Source organism: Methanosarcina mangrovi (genome assembly GCF_052057765.1).
Taxonomy (GTDB): Archaea; Halobacteriota; Methanosarcinia; order Methanosarcinales; family Methanosarcinaceae; genus Methanosarcina.
In genome coordinates this window covers 3,383,153-3,401,671 of sequence record NZ_CP195120.1, presented here as the reverse complement: position 1 = coordinate 3,401,671, position 18,519 = coordinate 3,383,153, and the positions used below count along the sequence as shown (strand labels likewise).

The following is an 18,519-nucleotide window of genomic DNA, read 5'->3' as shown; positions in this document are numbered from 1 at the left end:
CATGAAGGTCTATCTTGAGAGTTTTGGCTGTTCCGCAAGCCAGGCATCAGCCGAGATCATGAAAGCAAGTGTTGAGAGGCTAGGGCACGAATTATTGAACCCTGTTGCTTCCGGGGAGGCAGAGGTCTATATCTGCAATTCCTGCACGGTCAAGTACACAACAGAACAAAAGATCCTCTATAAGATCCGCAGTATGGGAGAAAAAGGCGTGGAGGTGATCGTTTCTGGCTGCATGCCCGAGGTCCAGCTTGAAGACATCCTCCATGCAAATCCCGAAGCCCATATTCTTGGAGTAAATGCGGTTTCCCGTCTGGGAGAGCTTCTCTCCTCAATCGAAAAAAGGAAAACGGAAGGGCTGCCTGCAGGAGGACACCTGGAACTTCGGACTTCCGAACCTCTGGGCTTTCTTAATGTCCCACGCGAGCGCTCAAATCCCAATATCCATATCTGCCAGATCTCTCAGGGCTGTAATTTCGCCTGCTCTTACTGCATCGTAAAACATGCCCGGGGCAAGCTCCTCTCCTTCCCGCCTGAGGAGATCATAAAAGATATCCGCTCCGCAGTTGCAGACTGCTGCAGGGAAATCTGGCTTACCTCACAGGACGACAGCCAGTATGGGATGGATACGGGAGTGAAACTTCCTGAGCTCCTGCGCATGATCTCGGAAATCCCCGGGGATTTCAAAGTGAGGGTCGGGATGATGAACCCCTTTTCCGTTCTCCCCATCCTGGACGAGCTTGTGGACGCCTTCGACTCTGATAAGGTTTTTAAGCTCCTGCACCTCCCCATCCAGTCCGCCTCCCACTCGGTTCTGAAGAAAATGAACCGTCTGCATAAAATGGATGCTGTGGACGAAATCATTACGAAATTCCGCGCTCGCTTCGGAGACCTTTCTCTCTTCACCGACATAATTGTCGGCTTCTGCGATGAAACCGATGAGGATTTCGAAGAAACCGTAGAGTGGGTAAAAAAATACCGACCGGAAAAGATCAATATTTCCAGATATTCTCCCCGCCCGCATACCAGAGCCTTTTCCTACCGAAACCTCGATTCCCGGATTTCCGTCCAGCGCTCTCACGAGCTGCACAAAGTGTGCGAGCAGATAAAGCTTGGGTCCAAGAAGGAAATGATTGGCTGGAGAGGCAAAGCTTTTGTCTCGAAATACACGGAAATGGGCGATGTCCTCACGCGTACGGACTCTTACCGTCCTGTTGTGATCAGCGGCTCTGGCCTCAAGCCAGGGGAATACGCTAATGTAGAAATTACAGGTGCAAAGCCAGGTTATTTTCTTGGAAAGCTTATTATTTAAGTCTGAAAATCCCTTCCGGGAAAAGGAACGCTGTGAAGGTCGGGGAATCTCGGTAAAGGCAGAATGGTCTCAACAAAGGGTGGCGGATCTCAGCAAAAAATTCAGCAAATAAAAAGGATCAATCTTTTCTTCTTTTTGATTTTTTCCTTGTTTGGATGTTTTATTCTACTTGGTTTTTGGTTGTTTACGTCGTTTTTGCCTATTTACTTAGTTTTTAATTATCGAATCTTTTTCTTTTGATTTTAATCTCTTCCGATCTAAAGAAAAGTATTTATGCATATAACTCTGTAATATTTTTTACTTTAAACTCTCAATTCTTCTATCGTTTATAATCTCTCAATTCTTCTATCGCTTATTTTCCGGGGTGAAGCACATAGCTGGGAAAAGATCTATCAAGTGTTCCTGTTTTTTTCAGAATACCCATGCTTATATTCCTTATTCCATAATCGGGATTTTCATTGTCCTTGTCGCAACCTTCACCTCTGTCTACCTTCTGAAAATGGACAGTGAGGTTGCCGAAACAATCTATACTACAGAGAAAAGTGACCCCCGGCAGACAGCTATATCCCTTGCGGCATCCGATCTTGCTCGCTGCCTTAACTATGCCGGGATGGAAGCCCTGGAGTGGCAGGGAGAGCACCCCGTGATCCTGCCCGAAGGCGTTCCGGTTGAAAGGTTTTCTGAAGACAATTTCATGGTAACTCCGCAAAACCAGAACTCTGAGAAGGGAGACAGCCTTCAAATCTCCATAAACCTGCCTTCGGATGTCTGGGGTAAAATCGAGTCGCTATGGAAAAAAAGGAATGTTGTCCTGGTCGTGAACGATTCTGCAGGACGGGAAATCAAACGTGTAAATTATGGGCAGGCTACCGGTTTTCTTCAGAAAGTATCATTCGACGAATATCTGGAAGTTCCGGAAACGGCAGAAGCCGGGTATGCATCCATCGAACTTTATTACGGAGACGAACTCAAAGCCTCGGACTGGTTCCAGATTGAAGCAAGCCCCATAAAAGATATTACGGCAGAAGCTTTTAACCGGTTACTTCTGGCAAATTACCAGGACAACAGCCACACTTTTCTCGAGTATGCCATTAACGTGGAACCTGACATAGAACCTGGCCAGATAAGGGTAAGGAAAGTTAATGGGACCCTGCAGCGGGAAATTTCCTCTGATGACAAAAAATACACGAACAAAAAATATACGATCTACTACATCTTCGAAATCCCGGTTTTAAATTACACCTTTGTGGATCTCGAATCCGGAGAAACGTACAATCTGAGTATGAACCTCTCCACCCTTATCCCCTCAAGGGAACCCCTGCTTGAAGAACTTGTAAGGGAATATGAAACCGCACTCGGGACCTCCTCAAGCCTGGACTCTACTTCAAATGTCGTGCTCGGGGCAACAAACCTGAGGACTTTTATCTACGGCCCCTGGCAGCATTATGCAAACGGGCCTCTGAACATCCTGACAAATCCTGCCCTTGCAAGTTCGGTTAACGGGGCCACGCTCTACACCCAAAAAAGAGTCTTTGACTCGGTTGATCCCCTGGCTCTTGCATACACAACTTACTACAACGGAAAGGTTCTTTATGAAGACGTCTGCGCCTCCAGCAATTCAAAAACCAGCCCAAGCCTGCTGAATTCAACCAATTTGAATGCAGCCGGATTAAATACGACTGGTTCGAGTGCTTCTGTGCCTTCTTATGAGGCGGATGAAGGAATAAACCTTACGACTGCGTACTCTTCCCTTGCAGCAAACAGGTCTTTTTGCCTGAATGTGAAAGAAGGTATAGAACAGTCTCTTGAAGAGGTAAACACTTCCTATGAAGAGCTTTTCAGATATTCGGAAATAACAGTTTCAGCCTCCGACTACACACAGGGAGTCCTCGACGGCTGGGTCTTCAACGATCATGTGTGGGCCGAGAAAACCCCAGACCTTATCCATGATGTTGCCGACAGCGTTTACACGGCTCCGGTTAAGGGCCAGATCCGGAGGGACGGGTTCAATTCTCCTGTCCCTCTAACTTCGGCAATTACAGCGGATTTTGACCCGGATTCGGTTTCATATAGCGGACACGCTGTTGGCTGGGACTCGGATTATTTGGCATCGGGTACGCACAGAGGTTCACTTGTGCCCTCTTACACCTGGAGTGATTCCGTTACTAATTCTTATTCGAAAACTCTTGACCCTGAAATCGACCCTCCAAGAGGGCGGCTAAAAAGCTGGCAAATTACGGATACCTCTATTGATTTAAAATCTGTGGAGATAGCTGCTGTAAGAGTTGAGCCTCTATACTACTACAGGGCTAATGACCGGCTTCTTGCCGAGCACAGGACCGGTGACGGCTATCTCAGTAGCGAGGACCATATTTTTGATTGGGGCATCCGTTATGCTATATATTATGACATAAGGACAACGTGGGAAATTGATTACGACTATAAATATACATATGTCTGGTATACTGTCAGCCATAACGCGGACGGAACCGAAACCGAAGAAGCAAATTACGGCACATCAAGCAGCTCTGATTCCGAAACCGTAAGCAAAACCGATCTGGAATCTTTCTACCATACAGAAACCGAATCCGAAAACCTTACAGTAATCTATCACCAGCGCCCACCCACCGGAGGCTATACGGGACTGTTAACCTATACCGACCCTGTAGAAAGAGAATACAGGAAAACAACCCTGTATACTGCCGGTGCAGAGAGGTTTGACCCTTGCTGTTCCGATGCTGCAGACAAGTACAGGGCTGCCTATGTGAATATAAGGACACTCGAAAGCACCTTCCGGAATTACCCTGACAGGATGTATCTCACACAGCGTACTGTCAAATGCGATATCCCACCCTGGCTGCACAGGGTAATGGCTGAAGAGGTGCTGGCAATGCTTGATGCCATTGAAAAAGACAACCCCACCTTCAATTATTCTCTTCTTGAATCCCCAGGCCAGGACCCTACAGACCTCCAGGTGGAAACTGCCAAAAAACTCATTCTTGACCTCAAGGCAAGCCGGGAAGCCTACGTAAACAAAAAGCAGCACCTCACCCCAGCCGGCAAGATGTACGTATCCAGTGACTCCGCCCGCTATATTGCAAGAAACGAAGCTTACAACAGGCTGCTCAAAGATATCGATCAAAAGAACAAAAAACTGGATTCTAACCTTAACTCTTACATCCTTGATGCTCTTGAGGAAAAAGGCCTCAGTACCGGCGCGTTTGACAGCGTGACTTCAGGCCCAATGACCCTTTTCGATAACCCTGCAATGGAGAGGGCTGCCTCGGCTCTCGGGCAGGATATGGGCATTATCTCCACAATGAAAGTTACAGGCCAGCCCGAAAGCAAATACAACTGGACCGAAAACCTCACCCTCATCGTTGACCAGAAGCCGAACTACCTCTACCACGATCCGGACTTCGACCTCAGGGGAGAGTACGAATGGGCTGATTCCATGGGCGGGAAAACTATTTACCCCCTCGGCGTCCGGAATACCTGCATTTTTACAACCAACATCTCCGAAGAAATTGCAGATGCCATCTCTTCAAGCGGCGAATACGTAAAAACCGAAACTTCACAGCAGATCAGCCGGAGCATTTCCACCCTGAACACAGAAATTAACCTGCTGGAGCAGAATCTCAGCGAACAGGAAGTTTCTCTGGACACAAGCCGCCTTAACACAGAAGTCTACAACCTGAAACTGGTCTACGCCCGGGAAATGAGGTATCAGATTACTGAAGAGGTCGCCGCTGAGATAAGCTCGAACCCTGTTGTTTCCGGCTGGATAGGAGAAGCCCGCGTCCGTGCAGTCACAGTCGGTTATCTTAACAGCCTCTCCGATGAAGAGATTATCGAAAAATCCACCACAGACCAGCTCGCAACCGAACTTGCCGCCATCGTAAAAACAGATATTCGTAACTCAAAGCCTCCGGTCGAGCCTGATGAACTTGAAGCCACTTTGAACAGGGTCGATACGGATGTTAGAATCGGTGTTGCAAACGGCATCTGTGCGGTTACGGCCAGCAAAGGTGAAATAATTGATATTCTTTTTGGACATATTGATGGTGAACTGAAAAACCTGGCAAATGAGACCGTTGATATGTATTCGGGAGAGGTAGCTGACAGAGTCACAAAAAGGCTGGATCGGACAATGGCAGCTGTTCCATGCGGGCTCCCTGTATTGCCACCACACTGGGTTTTTACGGTTAATGTTTGGACATATGAAATTGTGGGGAAATATCAAGTGTTTACTGTTATTGACAGCGATAATGAGGTGATCCCAAAACCTTACTTTGGGCATAAAGGACAGAGGTACGTGAGACAAGATTCCGATGTTTATGACCCTATAAAAACTGATGAAGACGGATACTACTTGTTATTAGGAGGTAATGCACCAATTTATTTTAGTTTTGATGGATATGCAGCAACCGTAGTCGGACCTGGAGTAAAAGGTGTTGGCGATAAATTTGGAGGGAGCGTTGAAATCTCAACTGGTTATGGAAACCTTTCATCTGAATATGAGGGATTATCGTGAAAATTAGATACTTATTGATTGTAATAGTTTTTGGAATCTTTTTTTTACCAGTTACAGCTATTGCTATCAGTTCTTATGGAGAAATGGATGTTTACTTTAATGATAATATTTTGCCAGGTAAGGAAATTGCAAAACCTACTTTAAAAATCAATGAGCCCTTTAATATCAAAATAAACATGACTGCCTATCAAGAGTGTAAAGTTTCTGGTAAACTTACAGAATTAGGAGAGGGTTACTTCGAGGTTATAGAGGGGCCTTCTGAAATGAACCAGTATTCAAGAACAGTTTTGATGGCAAATGAATCTCACATTTTTGAATGGACTGTTATACCAACCGACAAGTGGGCTGGTGGATCAATGCCTATTAACTTCCATTATTCAATTATAGAAAAAGGTAATCCTGAACCTGTAGTAAATAGCGAGTTCACAGTCGCCTACTGCACCATTTCCAATGAATATTACGAAGGCGAAACTCCTACTTCTAAAGAGCAGCCAGTTCCGGAAACCGAACCTTCCTCCACATCCGCAGCCGCTCCAGCCTTTACACTTGCCTGTGCGCTTTCGGTTCTTGCATTGGCTTTTGCTCTGTTCCGCAGGTGAAAATCCTGTTTAGAACTTTATTTTTGAGCTTATCCTGATACCGTGCTTAAAAAACAAGATCAAAAGAAGTAAATTTTGAGTTGGGATAAGCTCGCCTGTCATAGATGAACTTATCCGACAAAAACTTCCAAAACAGGATAGGCACTTATCTAAATGCGGTGAATTTCTCCTTTACCGCATTGCATACGGGACATCTATCGGGTGCCTCTCCTTCGAGAGTGTATCCGCATACCTCGCAGACCTGGATATCTCCGAGTTCGACATCATTTCCTGAATTAACTGCCTCTAATGCTTTTTCAAAAAGCTGTCTATGCAGTTTTTCGCTGGCGTATGACCATTCAAAGCTTCTCTGTGCGTTTTTTTCTTCTTGGAACTTAGCTACTTCTATGTATACGGGATACATTTCCTCGATTTCGAATGTCTCGCCATCTATTGCAAGTTGAAGATTTTTCAGGGTATCTCCCGGTCCAAAGGCTGCCATGCTGTTTGCAACAAATCCCCCATTGAGGTGTTTTAACACCTTGTAATGGTCGCCTGCATGTACGTATTCAGCGTGAGCGATTGCGCGGAATAAGCGGGTTACGTTAGTGAAATTCTCTTCTTCGGCCTGGTTTGCAAAATGCAAGTATCTCATGTGTGCCTGACTTTCCCCACCAAATGCATTGATCATGTTCTGTTCTGTCATTTTTCTCATTTATATAACCCCTAGTTTATAAAATTCGGTAGTTTATATCCTCAAGACTTACGTACTTTGGGAGTAAAATAAAGTGTGGTCAGGTCTGTCACTGAAATTCTTATCGAGACCTTTTGAAGTTACATGCTATTTCTTCGGTTTAACTGTGTAAGTCTGAGTTCACGCTTTATTTGAGTTTAGAGAATAAAAGTCTTTTTAATCTGTTTAATTATTTTGTACAGTTTTTTCTAAATTATGATTACATACTACATAGGTGAACGTGCATTTTTTACATCGATTTTTACATTATTTTCTACAGGGGTATTGCAAACTATGTTTCAAAAACTCTGCTTTCCTGTGCAATTTCCTTAATAAATAATATTCCTAAATTTTTCATGCCAACTTTCTTTGCAACAGCTTCGGAGCTTGCATTTTCAATATGGCAATATGCCCTTATCTTCTTCTCACTTTGAGATTTGAGATTCTGCAATAATGCTTTTGTTGCCTCGGTTGCATAACCATTATTCTGGAACTCCCTGTTAATGGACCAATAAATTTGTATGTCCTTTCCGTTGAAATCAGGAGCATAACCCACAGAACCAATATAATCATTTGTGTTTTTAATTGCAATTGCAAAAGACACTGCATCCATGTCCTCTGAATAAGAATTTATAGTATAATCAAACAATTCTCTGATTTCGTTTTCAGTTTTCTGCTCATCAGAAAATAATAGATATTTGGTAGCTTCGGGATCTGTCATAAAATTGTGAAAAGCTTCAAAGTCTCCTCTTTCAAATTTTCGAATTACCAGCCTTTCGGTTTTTATTTCCCTGGTGATTTTCATTTTATTCTCCTTTTTCGGTTCTTCGGTGTTTCGAGTGGGTAATTAACATCCATTTCCTAACTATAAGAGTTGCAGATATAAAATTTGTAAACATTTGTTGATGAAAATAACATTCGAGCTCGATGTTTATTCTTTTGACCAACGACTTTTTAAATCACAGTCATTTTCAGCCCACACGAAACTGCGAAGAGCCGTTTTGTTCAAAATTGACGACTCGAGAAAGCCAATGAATTACTCGAATTCCGCCATTAAAGGCATGTGATCGCTCAGCGAAATCCAATCTTCATATTTACCAATAGAAAAAGTCTTAATCTGATCTACAAAATCCGTTGATGCAAATATGTAATCAATATGGTAAGGGGTCTTTTTATTTTTCCTGAAGAATAAGGTTGGTTCTTTCTCATGACCAAAATCTACATTTGCAGATCTATGGTATGCGCTATATATCTCAAGTTGTTTTAGAAAGCAAATTACATTGGTGAGTGTTCCGTAAAGAGGATACTCAGGTTTTCTATCCCAGATTACGTTCCAGTTGAAATCTCCTGCAATTATCACCGGAGATTTGAGCATATCTTTATAATAATTCAGCGATTTCCAGACCTCTCCTATGTACCTTCTTTTAGGATCTTCTTTATTATTCTGTGACCATATTGCAATAAGGTTTGTATCTTTCGGGTTGGCTATTTTAATCGGGAGAATATATTTATATTCTTCACAATAGGACTCATGCAACGAAATTTCGATGTCGTTGAAACTGAAAACTCCTAAGCCTTTGTTTTTATTGTCTCCTATCCACAAAACATTGGAATAAAAATCATCAGTAAATTTGCCCGGATGTTCGCATTCCGGAACAATCAGTAAATCTGGATTGTATGGAAGAATTTTCTCATACTTTTTCCTGAATGCCATATTACAATTCCAGCTTACAATTCTCATTTTGACACCATTAAAATGATGATATCCAACGTTGATACGTTTTCAAAGTGATGATTCTTCAGTGCATGCTCGTTTTTCAGAGATCTTGTGATATTTTTGATTGATACTATTAAAAAAGTAGATGATTTGTCTCTCTACTTTTCCGGCGTGATTGATGATTTCTCTCTGATTCTCAAAGCACATCGGTTTCAGCCGTTCGTTTAAGGTTGATGCAATTCTCCTCGGGGGCTACCAAAAATACAAAAATAAAGGTAGGGGAGACCTGGGTCACATACTCGGGCAGTACCGAACACAACAGTGCGTCCGAAAATGAGGTCCGTCTTACAACATTATCACTCTTTCCATAGAAGGGCTGGAAATCAGCAGGAGGACTATTCCTACCCACAATTTCCTTTTCATTACGGCAAAAATTGATAGGGAAATTTAGTTAACCTCAGAAATTTGTCACTCAGTTAACTCCAGTGGTCCTGTCATTTTTGGTAACTCGTCAACTCCAGTAGTAAGATGTTCTTTCGAAAAGGCCATCTCTTTGTCTAATATGATAATAATGGCAGCAACGACAGTAACAACCACAGTTTCAATGCACTTTTCAAATTGGGTCATTTGCAGAGCTTCCTGCGAGATATTGATGCAAATGTGAATGAGAATCATTGCCAGAACACTTTTTCCGTTTTTTATGCAGATCAGCTGATAATCACTCCCATAGCCGTATCCAATTTCCTGAGAATTCTAAATTTACGTTTCAACATAGTATTTATTTTGGGATAGTTCCCCATCCTTATCCTCAACATCGTCTAATTGTTTTATTTTTCTATTTTTCCGGATCAACAGAGCAACCACAGAAATCATTATTCCGGAAATTATAAACATTAAGGCAATTCCTCTGCTTTCTCCCGATCCTACAATTAAACCAGCTGTTCCAACCAGCAAACCGTCAGATTCTAAAAGTGGATTGAAAATCTTATCTGCTAAAAAACCTGCAACTGCAAAAGCTATGATGGAGCCAAGATAGGTAACCATAGAAATAATCGACCATATACGCCCCTGTTTACTGTTCTCAATGTTTTTTCGAATTAAAACTTCAATAGAGGTGTTAATAAAAGGCAACGTGGCAAAAAACATAAATCCTGCTACAGTAATAAAAATCACATTTGTTGAGAGTCCAAGATTAGCAAAAAATATACCTGATACAAATAATGAGATAGATAATGTCTTTACATATTTGTTTTTGCTGCCAAATACCCCAATAAACAAGCTTCCAACTAATATGCCGGATGCACAGATTGATTGAATGGTTCCAACTGCTTTTACTGTTGTTAAATTTAGCATCATTGGAATAAAAAGAGATTGAAGCAATCCAACAAAAAAGAGTATGAGTGTGGTAGTTATTACCAGATTAACTATTCCTCTATTTTTTGAAAATTCCCGAATACCTTCTCTAAGGTCAGCCATGTTGTTTTGTTCTTGTTTCGTTATTTGGGTTCTGCCTAAGATTTTTCCTATCCATATGACAATGGAGCTGGCAATTAAGAAAGTGGTAACATCAATTAAAAAAACAAATTTGATATCCATTATTGTGAGTATAATTCCGGCTAAAAACGGGGAAATTAAGTATTGAGCTGAACTTGCTAATTGCATTAATCCACTTGCTTTAGCATATTGATTTTCAGGTAGAAGGTCCGTAATCAGGGCCTTATAGGCTGGTTCCTGAAAAGCTGAAAAAACTGAGCTGATTGCAATCCCAAGGTAAATTTGCCAGAGTTCAATATTGCCTTTTAGCATCATAGCAAATATGAAGAGAAGCCCGAGCGTTGATCCTGAATCCCCGAAGACCATCATTAAACGTCTGTCATGACGATCTGCCAGTATACCTCCGTAGGGCTTTAGTAAGAAGGGGGGCAAAAAAGCACACATAAGTATAAAGACGTAGCTTGAGGCTGTACCGGTTTGTTGATATACGTATATTCCTAAGGAAAAAGTAGTAAGGCCACTACCTATTATTGAGATGAATTGTCCAAACCAGATAAAAAGAAATTTGGAATAGTGATCTGTACAATTATTTGTCACTCAGTTAACTCCAGTGGGCCTTTCATTCTCGGTAACTCGTCAACTTCAGTAGTAAGATGTTCTTTCGAAAAAGCCATCTCTTTGTCTAATATGATAATAATGGCAGCAACGATAGTAATAAGCACAGTTTCAATGCATTTTGCAAATTGGGTCATTTGCAGAGCTTCCTGCAAGAAATTGATGGAAATGTGAATTAGAATCGCTGCCAGAACACTTTTTCCATTTTTTATGTATGTCCAGCTGATAATTACTCCTATAGGGACTATGCTGACAAAAAAATTCACCGCATACCAGACATTCTCATGAAAAACCTCGTACTGATACATGTTATTGATAAAGATCAGCGGGAAGTGCCAGAGCGACCAGAGTATACTGAAAACAACCGATGCCGTAAAGAAAGTGTGCCGGCTTTGCAGGCTTTCAAAGCCGTATCCTCTCCATCCAAGCTCTTCAAAAATTGAAGCCAGGATAAGGGTCAGATACGCAGGGATAAACCCTGATGAAAAAGAGTAACCTTCAGCAAATTGAAATTGAGAAGTCGATCCACCAAATGGAAGAGAAAGAAGAATAGATACCAGAACAGTAAGTGGCATTAGTAAAATAAATGTCAGTAGTACTTTTGGGTTTATTAACCTGAGATTAACAAACCGGTTGATAAAATCCCTTTTTAAATCCGAATTTTTAGACGTAAATATCATAAATAATGCAGTAAGAAAAGGCACCATCAGTCCAAGAAATAGTAATAATTCATACAGTCCGTTATCATCACCAAAACTTAAATATGCCGCTGGAAACCAGAGAGCATAGGTTATAATATAAACAATAATATAATAGACTCCGGGTTTGTACTTATAGTTAGGAATCATCTTCCTTCCACCTGAATTTTAGATGCTTTGGTATTGGCCTTACTTTTTGTACGCAGGTTCATTTTTAATAGTCAAAGGTATAAAAAATTTATTAATTCTTTTTGAATTAGATAAAAAAGTGAGAATAGTAGAACCAGTTATCTAACCCCCAATATATCCTTAGTCCTTGTTATGTAATATGTTTCAATAGTAAAAAAGGAATGTCAGTTCACCTTTATTCCTGTCGGAAGTGTTCCGATTTTGATATGTATATGGGAGGACAGGCTAAGCAACGAAGAAGTAAAAGTGATAAGATTCCTATTTTTTGACGGGTTATCTGTATTAGTTTCCATATCCGGCTGAGCCACGAGTCTGTGGAAATCAGTTAAATACTAATATACAAATCCCTATACCGTAAAAACTGGAGACTGATATTATGGACCGGGAAATAAGGATACTCCACACTGCAGATACGCACCTGGGATACCGGCAGTACCACAGCGAGGTACGGAGGCAGGACTTTTTTAAGGCATTTGAGACGGTCATTCAGGATGCGGTTGACATGCAGGTTGATGCTGTCGTGCACGCGGGGGACCTTTTTGATTCGAGGAACCCGACCCTTGAAGACCTTCTTGAGACTATGAACATCCTTTCCCGGTTGAAGGCTGCAAACATACCTTTTTTTGGCATTGTCGGGAACCACGAGAGCAAGCAAAATACCCAGTGGCTGGACCTCTTTGAGGAGATGGGGCTTGCGGAAAGGCTCGGGAAAACGCCGAAGCTTGTCGGGGATACGGCAATCTACGGGATTGACAGTGTTCCGAAGTCGAAGATTCCTCTTTACGATTATTCAGGGTTTGAAGTGCCCGACTCCCTGCCGGAAAACTGCAAAAAGCTCCTTGTGATGCACCAGATCGTGCAGCCTTTCCCGTATGCAGACTGGGACTGCGTTGAGGTGATTGAAAACCTTCCCTTTAAGGTTGATGCAATTCTCCTCGGGGACTACCACAAATATGAGAAAATAAAAGTAGGGGAAGGAGAGACCTGGGCTACATATTCGGGCAGTACCGAAAGAAACAGCTCATCCGAAAATGAGCCCCGTTCTTACAATATTATCACTCTTTCCGGGGAAGGGCTGGAAATCAGCAGGAGGACCATCCCTACCCGCAATTTCCTTTTCATCACGGCAAAAATCGACGGGGAAGAAAAGCCTTATGAACAGATCTTTTCTGCCGTAAATGAGCACCTTGAAGAGCTTCCGGAATCGGTTGTCTTTCTGGACATTTCCGGAGACTCGGGGACAGTCCTTTCCTTCAGCGAGATCGAAGAATACCTGCTGAGCAAAGGGGTGCTGGTGTCAAGGGTTAAAGACCTCAGGCTAAAAGAGATCGTTCCGGAAGAGGTTATAAAAGTTGCATTTTCTGACCCGGACCATGCGGTTGCCGAAGAGATCCGCAGGATGAGTTTAAACGACGGCGGGCTGATAGTCGATGAGATCATCCGGAACCCTGATGTGGCAAGGTCAAGGGTGGACGAAGAAACCGAAAACCGGCTTTCGAGATTGATTGAAGCAATAGATTTCAAAGACCCGGATTTCAGAATAGAGATCCCTGCCAGCCCTGTCATAATTGAAATCCCTGGAGCGCCCATGCCGACAGATGCAGTTGAAAAGGTTGAAACTCTTGACCCTGCCGGAGAGACCGAATTTGCGGCGGGAATTGCCGGCAGAGCTGAAACCTTGAGGGCTCCTGCAAGAATTAAAAGCTCCGAATCTCTTAACGACGCTCTCAAGAAGAGTTTTGAAGCTCCTGATAAGGTCCGTGAATCCCTGGATGTGAAACCTGAACCTCTTCAGGCCAGCTCAGCATTTGAAAGCGCCAGATCCCCTGAAACCGCCAGAAAGTGTGAGAATACTAATACTGTTTCAGCAGGTACGGCTGCAAATGTTGAAACGCCCGGAGTTACTACTGGTCCTAAAATTGATGTTAATTCTTCGGTTGAAAAGCCTGCACCCCCCGAAATTTCACAGGAAACATCCGGGATCCCTGCAGAAATTTGCGGCGAAGGTGGAAAAAGAGCTGATTCCGAGATCGGTGCCGTCAATAAAACCGAAACAGAGGCTGGAAAGCTGTCCGGGTTCGGAGTAGAGGAGATACCCGAAAAAGAGGGGGCGAATAAAGTAGAAAAGCCTGCAGCTGAAAAACCTGCGGATGGAAAGCTCCCTGATGAGAAAACGGCTCAGGTTCCTGACAAAACTGCAAAACCGGTAAAACAGAGTCAGAGGAAAGGAAAAGAAAAGTCTGCTGTGCCCAGACAGTATAACCTTGGTGATTACCTGTGAAGCTGAAAAACCTGTACATAGAAAACATCCGGAGCTACAAAAAGCTGGACTTCACTTTCGAAGACGGAGTGACCGTAATTTCCGGGGTAAACGGGAGCGGGAAATCAAGCCTGCTCGAAGCCTGCTTCATGGGGCTTTTCGGAAGCAAGATCCTTTCAAAGGACTTTGTGCTTGCGGATATGATCTTTAAGGGAGCCGAGAATGCAAAAATCAACCTGGGCTTTGAACATCTCGGGCGGGAATACCTTATTGAGCAGGCTTTCAGGTACTCTTCAAAAAGTGAAAACGCTTCCAGCTCAAAGTGCGTGCTCTATGCTGACGGGGAAAACGTTGTTGACCAGGCGACCCGAACCTATGAAGAGGTCTGTGCCCTCCTTAACATGGATGAAGAAGCATACCGGAACTGTGCTTACATCCGGCAGGGGGAGATTGACGTGCTTATCAACGCAAAGCCAAAGGACAGACAGCGCATGATCGACGACCTGCTCCAGCTCGGAAAGCTGGAAGAGTACCGCGAAAGGGCGGGCTATGCAAAGACGGCTGTCCGAAGGCTTGAGAGGGACACAAAAAATAGCCTTTCGGGCGTGAAAACCGAAATCGAAGGGATTGAGATCACGGAACCCTTTAAAGCCCTGAACGGGCTCAGGCAAAAGGTGAAAGAAACTGACGCTGCTTTAAACGAGTTGAATGAAAAAAAGGAATTTGCAGCTGCCCGTAAAGGAGAACTCGACCTCAGGATTGCCGAGTACAAAGAACATCTGCAGGAAATTGAGGCTTTAAAAGAGGCTATCCATAAGACTCAGGAAGATAAAGTCGGCTGTTTTAAGGAGAAGGAAACTTTTTCAGGGGAAGTGCAGGGACAGAGGCGTATTTTGCTCGAACTCGGGGAAGAAAATGCCGGTTTGAAAGAAGAATGCGGCTTTGGCAACCTCGAAATTGAAGCTCTGCTTTTGCGCCAGGAAAAAGAGGAGTCCTCTGCCAGGGAAAAGGTAAACGCTGCATCAAAAGAGCTTGCCCTTCTCCTGAAAGAAGAAGAAAACTGTTTACAGGCCTTACAAGAGCTTGAAAATGAGAAAACTGAGGCTGAACGCACCCTGCTTGAGTGCAGGGCCAGCATCGGGGCTGCAAATAAGGAAATTGAAGGGTACAGGGAAAATATAAGGAAGCTCGAAGGGGAAAGCAAAGGGCTGAGAGAAAAGGCAGGCTTTAAAACAGACTCAGGGACAGCGGATGGAATTGCCCTGTTGGTAAAGGAGCTTGAAGAAAAGGAGAGCCTTCTCAGGGATCGGAAAAATGAGGTCTCAACAAAGCTTGGGCTTGCCCTTAAGGAAAAAGAAACCCGAGACCTGAACCTTGTCGAGCTTGAAAAGGAGCTGCAAAACTCAAGAGCTGCAGTCCGGAAGGGAAGCACGGAAATTGAGGTTCTTGAAAAGGAACTCAGGGATAACTCTAAAGCTGTATTGGATATCCAGGAGCAGAAATCCGAAGTTCTGGCGGAGCTGAAGGGGCTGGGCTTTGCCGCCGACCAGCTCGAAAACCTGGAGGATTTCAGTGAACTTCTGCTGGAAAACAAAAACAGGCTGCATGGAAAGGAAAAAGAGCTAGAGGTTACTCTGAGGGAACTTGAAAACAGCCTCCGTAAAAACCGGGAGCTGCTCGCCGCGGGAAAGTGTCCCACCTGCGGGCAGGAACTCAAAGGGTCAGAAATTGCCTGCACAGCCGAGGAATGCGAAGAGAAAAAAGAAAAACTTACCTCGGAACTTGCGGACATAAAACTCCAGCACACGGAACTTGAGAAAAAACTCACCCGGCTCAAGGACGCAAAGAAGCTGGAAAAACGAACCTCGGATTATGATATTGAAATTGAAAAACTCCTGGAGAAAGCAAAAGCTTCCGGAAAACTGATAGAGACACACGGGGCCCGGATAGAGGAGGACTCCCACAAACTTGAAAGCCTCGGTGCGCGAAAACAGGAACTTGAAACCTCAGGGAGTCAGCTCCTTTTAAGTATTAAAGCTCTGCAAATCAAGGAAGTGGAGGCTCAAAAAGCACACAGCGAAGGTGAAAAAGCCCTCCGCGAGGCAAAAGCCTTTGACAGGAAGTTTGCCGAAAACGCCGCTGAAATCGAAGCCCTGCACGGAAAAATCCGGACCTCTCTTGCGCTGATCGAAAATTACGGGCAGAGGCTTGGGGAGCTAAATGATAAATTAAAGGGATTTGCAGAAAAGGATGCTCTGTTAAAAGAAAAACTCAAAGCTTTCGAACTTGCTCTCGAAGCTGTACGGAAGAAAGAAGATGAGGCAAAAGAAGCCCATGCTGAAAGTGAAAAACTCCTCAGGCAGGCGAAAAAGCTCCAGGCTAACCTGCTCCGCATGGAAAACATCAAACATAAAATCTCCGAGCTTGAGGCTGCCATAAGGAACCTGACAGAAAAGGTGGGTTTCTTTGACCGCGAGATCCTTGAACGCGGTGAGCGTATAAGGCAGCTGGAAGAAAAACTGGAAGGGAACAGGCTTTCCGAACTCCAGCAGAAACGAGCTCAGTTTGAGCAGGCGCAGGCAAAAATTACCGAAAACATCCGGGAAAAAACCACAGAAAAAGATGCCCTTCTCAAAGAAATCGGCATGCTTGAAAACAGCTTAAAACGCCTCATGGAACTCAAAGAGGAACTAAAAGCTCTCGAAAACAGGCGGCTTTACCTTGAAGCCGTATACGGCAATGCCGAAGAGCTTGAAAATACCTACATGCGCATCCGGGCTGATATGCGGGCAAGGAATATAGGAGCCCTTTCGGTTCTCTTGAATGAGATGTTTGGCTTCATGTACACAAACAACGCTTACTCCCATATAGAGCTTGACCCCGAATACAACCTGACCGTCTACAGAAAAGACGGCACCCCTCTCGAACCCAAACTCCTCAGCGGAGGCGAGCGTGCAATCTTCAACCTCGTCCTGCGCTGTGCCATATACAGGCTCCTTTCTCTTGGTTTTGGCGGAGATAAAGCCGACGGGCTCCCTCCCATAATACTTGATGAACCCACCGTTTTTCTGGACCGCGGGCACATCAGGCAGCTCTTGAAACTCATAGACATGATGCGCAGCATCGGAGTCGGACAGATCATAGTGGTCTCCCACGACGACTCCCTCATCGATTCTGCAGACCATGTCTTCCAGGTGGAAAAAGACCCTCTCACCAATATGTCTTCAATTACAAGGCTGTGAAAAAAAACCCTTAATATTCGTAATTCGGAGTTCACCAGTCCTCCTGGCCGAAAATAACTGCTATAACCCATGAGTTAGATAACCCATAAGTTAATCCTTTTGAGCGAGCGAAGCGAGTGAAAAGGACCTCGGGCTGTTGCGATTACATCGCAACTCCCAGAAAATCTCCGATTTCCTGCAATCCAGAATCGCAATTCGGGTGGGATAACGAACTTACTTATTTACCAGTACACAAGGTAATTGAACAGTTCGTCAGTCTGCTCCTGATATCCCTCAAAAAAACTGTAGTCTTTTATCAGGTAGCCTTCGTCATCGGAGGGGAGGTCTTCAAGGTATCCGTACCAGTAAACTACCATGCCTTCTCCGAAAATGTCGGCATACTCCCGGAACTGTTTCTTTGCGTAATGCTTGTGTTCGAAGTCGTCTCCGAAGAGGGCTTTGCTTTCAATCCACTTGACCATATGGTCCTCTATGCAGATCGGGGCTGAAAGGACGAAATCCGGGGTCTTGCCGTCTCCCTGAGCCCTGATTTCAGCTTCGGTGCAGTAGGGTATCTCCCTGTCGTCAAGCCATTTACGGATGATCTCTTCCCCCATTTCGCCTTTTTTGCACTGCATCTCATGGGCGCGGGGAGAAAAGAAATAATCGGCATCAAGGGCTTTTTTGACCTCTTTTCTTAAGCGGCGGTTTTCTATGCAGTCGAGGTGCTTGAAGAGCCAGTTTATGCTTTTTCGGGAGAGGTCACAGTTCTTGAGGATCAGGGAAGCCATGAGGGTTGGAGGGAAATATGTATACTCAGCAAGTTCAAGAATGGACCTGCCCTGTTTCCACCTCATAAAGAGTTCCTTTTCTCTGGAATAAACCCTCCTGTGCTTGAACCTTGTCATTTTCACGATCTTCTGGTTAAGAATGGTAGCAAGCATCCCTGCAGGTCTGGAATATTCTTCTGAGAGGCGGAAAACGTCTCCAAAGTTATGCAGGGAGCCGTATATCTTCTGGTATGTCTGGCGGTCCATCCTTAATCATCATAGTCCTGTTCTTGTTTTAACATAGAAAATAAAATCGAATAACATGAACGAAAAGCGAGTTTTTTACAGTATGCAGGAGCCTTCTTAAATCCGAGCCGTTTATCCCTCTTATCCACACGCTC

General features: G+C 43.9%; 12 protein-coding genes and 1 pseudogene. 5 read left to right on the top strand and 8 right to left on the bottom strand.

Annotated features, from left to right (window positions below; translation table 11 throughout):
* Position 1: 1 nt before the first annotated feature.
* From ACSAZL_RS15040 to ACSAZL_RS15030, 3 genes are all read left to right on the top strand, one after another.
* Positions 2-1,309, top strand: coding sequence for a tRNA (N(6)-L-threonylcarbamoyladenosine(37)-C(2))-methylthiotransferase (locus ACSAZL_RS15040; protein ID WP_440945436.1), 1,308 nt, complete (start codon positions 2-4; stop codon positions 1,307-1,309).
* A gap of 364 nt (positions 1,310-1,673) precedes the next feature.
* Positions 1,674-5,843: a DUF7286 family protein gene (locus ACSAZL_RS15035; protein WP_440945435.1), complete on the top strand. Its 4,170-nt coding sequence runs from the start codon at positions 1,674-1,676 to the stop codon at positions 5,841-5,843.
* Positions 5,840-6,442 carry a sarcinarray family MAST domain-containing protein gene (locus ACSAZL_RS15030; protein ID WP_440945434.1) on the top strand — a complete coding sequence of 201 codons (603 nt, stop codon included), beginning with the start codon at positions 5,840-5,842 and terminating at the stop codon, positions 6,440-6,442. Before ACSAZL_RS15035 ends, ACSAZL_RS15030 begins: the two co-directional genes overlap by 4 nt.
* Before the next feature lie 145 nt (positions 6,443-6,587).
* On the opposite strand, the gene ACSAZL_RS15025 is transcribed toward ACSAZL_RS15030, so the two are convergent.
* The 7 genes and pseudogenes from ACSAZL_RS15025 to mmrce1 all read right to left on the bottom strand — a co-directional run bounded on the left by ACSAZL_RS15025 (position 6,588) and on the right by mmrce1 (position 11,828).
* Entirely contained in the window at positions 6,588-7,136 is a 549-nt protein-coding gene (locus ACSAZL_RS15025; RefSeq protein WP_440945433.1) for a rubrerythrin family protein, read from the bottom strand.
* Positions 7,137-7,446: 310 nt separating this feature from the next.
* Positions 7,447-7,959, bottom strand: coding sequence for a GNAT family N-acetyltransferase (locus ACSAZL_RS15020; RefSeq protein WP_440945432.1), 513 nt, complete (start codon positions 7,957-7,959; stop codon positions 7,447-7,449).
* A 231-nt stretch (positions 7,960-8,190) separates the two neighbouring features.
* Positions 8,191-8,868: an endonuclease/exonuclease/phosphatase family protein gene (locus tag ACSAZL_RS15015; RefSeq protein ID WP_440945431.1), complete on the bottom strand. Its 678-nt coding sequence runs from the start codon at positions 8,866-8,868 to the stop codon at positions 8,191-8,193.
* Between the two features lie 199 nt (positions 8,869-9,067).
* The gene (locus ACSAZL_RS15010) at positions 9,068-9,280 is read right to left on the bottom strand and encodes a hypothetical protein (RefSeq protein WP_440945430.1); all 213 of its coding nucleotides are present in this window, start codon (positions 9,278-9,280) and stop codon (positions 9,068-9,070) included.
* Positions 9,281-9,339: 59 nt separating this feature from the next.
* Positions 9,340-9,599, bottom strand: a pseudogene (locus ACSAZL_RS15005) (MmRce1 family CPBP family CAAX prenyl protease); the annotation flags it as partial.
* A gap of 31 nt (positions 9,600-9,630) precedes the next feature.
* The gene (locus ACSAZL_RS15000) at positions 9,631-10,962 is read right to left on the bottom strand and encodes an MFS transporter (protein WP_440945429.1); all 1,332 of its coding nucleotides are present in this window, start codon (positions 10,960-10,962) and stop codon (positions 9,631-9,633) included.
* On the bottom strand, positions 10,959-11,828 hold the full coding sequence (gene mmrce1, locus ACSAZL_RS14995; protein WP_440945428.1) for an MmRce1 family CPBP family CAAX prenyl protease: 870 nt from the start codon (positions 11,826-11,828) through the stop codon (positions 10,959-10,961). Before mmrce1 ends, ACSAZL_RS15000 begins: the two co-directional genes overlap by 4 nt.
* Positions 11,829-12,243: 415 nt before the next feature.
* Here mmrce1 and ACSAZL_RS14990 point away from each other — a divergent pair, with 415 nt between their 5' ends.
* Together ACSAZL_RS14990 and ACSAZL_RS14985 are read left to right on the top strand one after the other, a co-directional pair.
* Positions 12,244-14,148 carry a metallophosphoesterase gene (locus tag ACSAZL_RS14990; RefSeq protein ID WP_440945427.1) on the top strand — a complete coding sequence of 635 codons (1,905 nt, stop codon included), beginning with the start codon at positions 12,244-12,246 and terminating at the stop codon, positions 14,146-14,148.
* Entirely contained in the window at positions 14,145-17,369 is a 3,225-nt protein-coding gene (locus ACSAZL_RS14985) for a DNA double-strand break repair ATPase Rad50 (protein WP_440945426.1), read from the top strand. Before ACSAZL_RS14990 ends, ACSAZL_RS14985 begins: the two co-directional genes overlap by 4 nt.
* 221 nt (positions 17,370-17,590) lie before the next feature.
* On the opposite strand, the gene ACSAZL_RS14980 is transcribed toward ACSAZL_RS14985, so the two are convergent.
* On the bottom strand, positions 17,591-18,385 hold the full coding sequence (locus tag ACSAZL_RS14980) for a C15orf41 family protein (protein WP_440945425.1): 795 nt from the start codon (positions 18,383-18,385) through the stop codon (positions 17,591-17,593).
* Positions 18,386-18,519 lie beyond the last annotated feature (134 nt).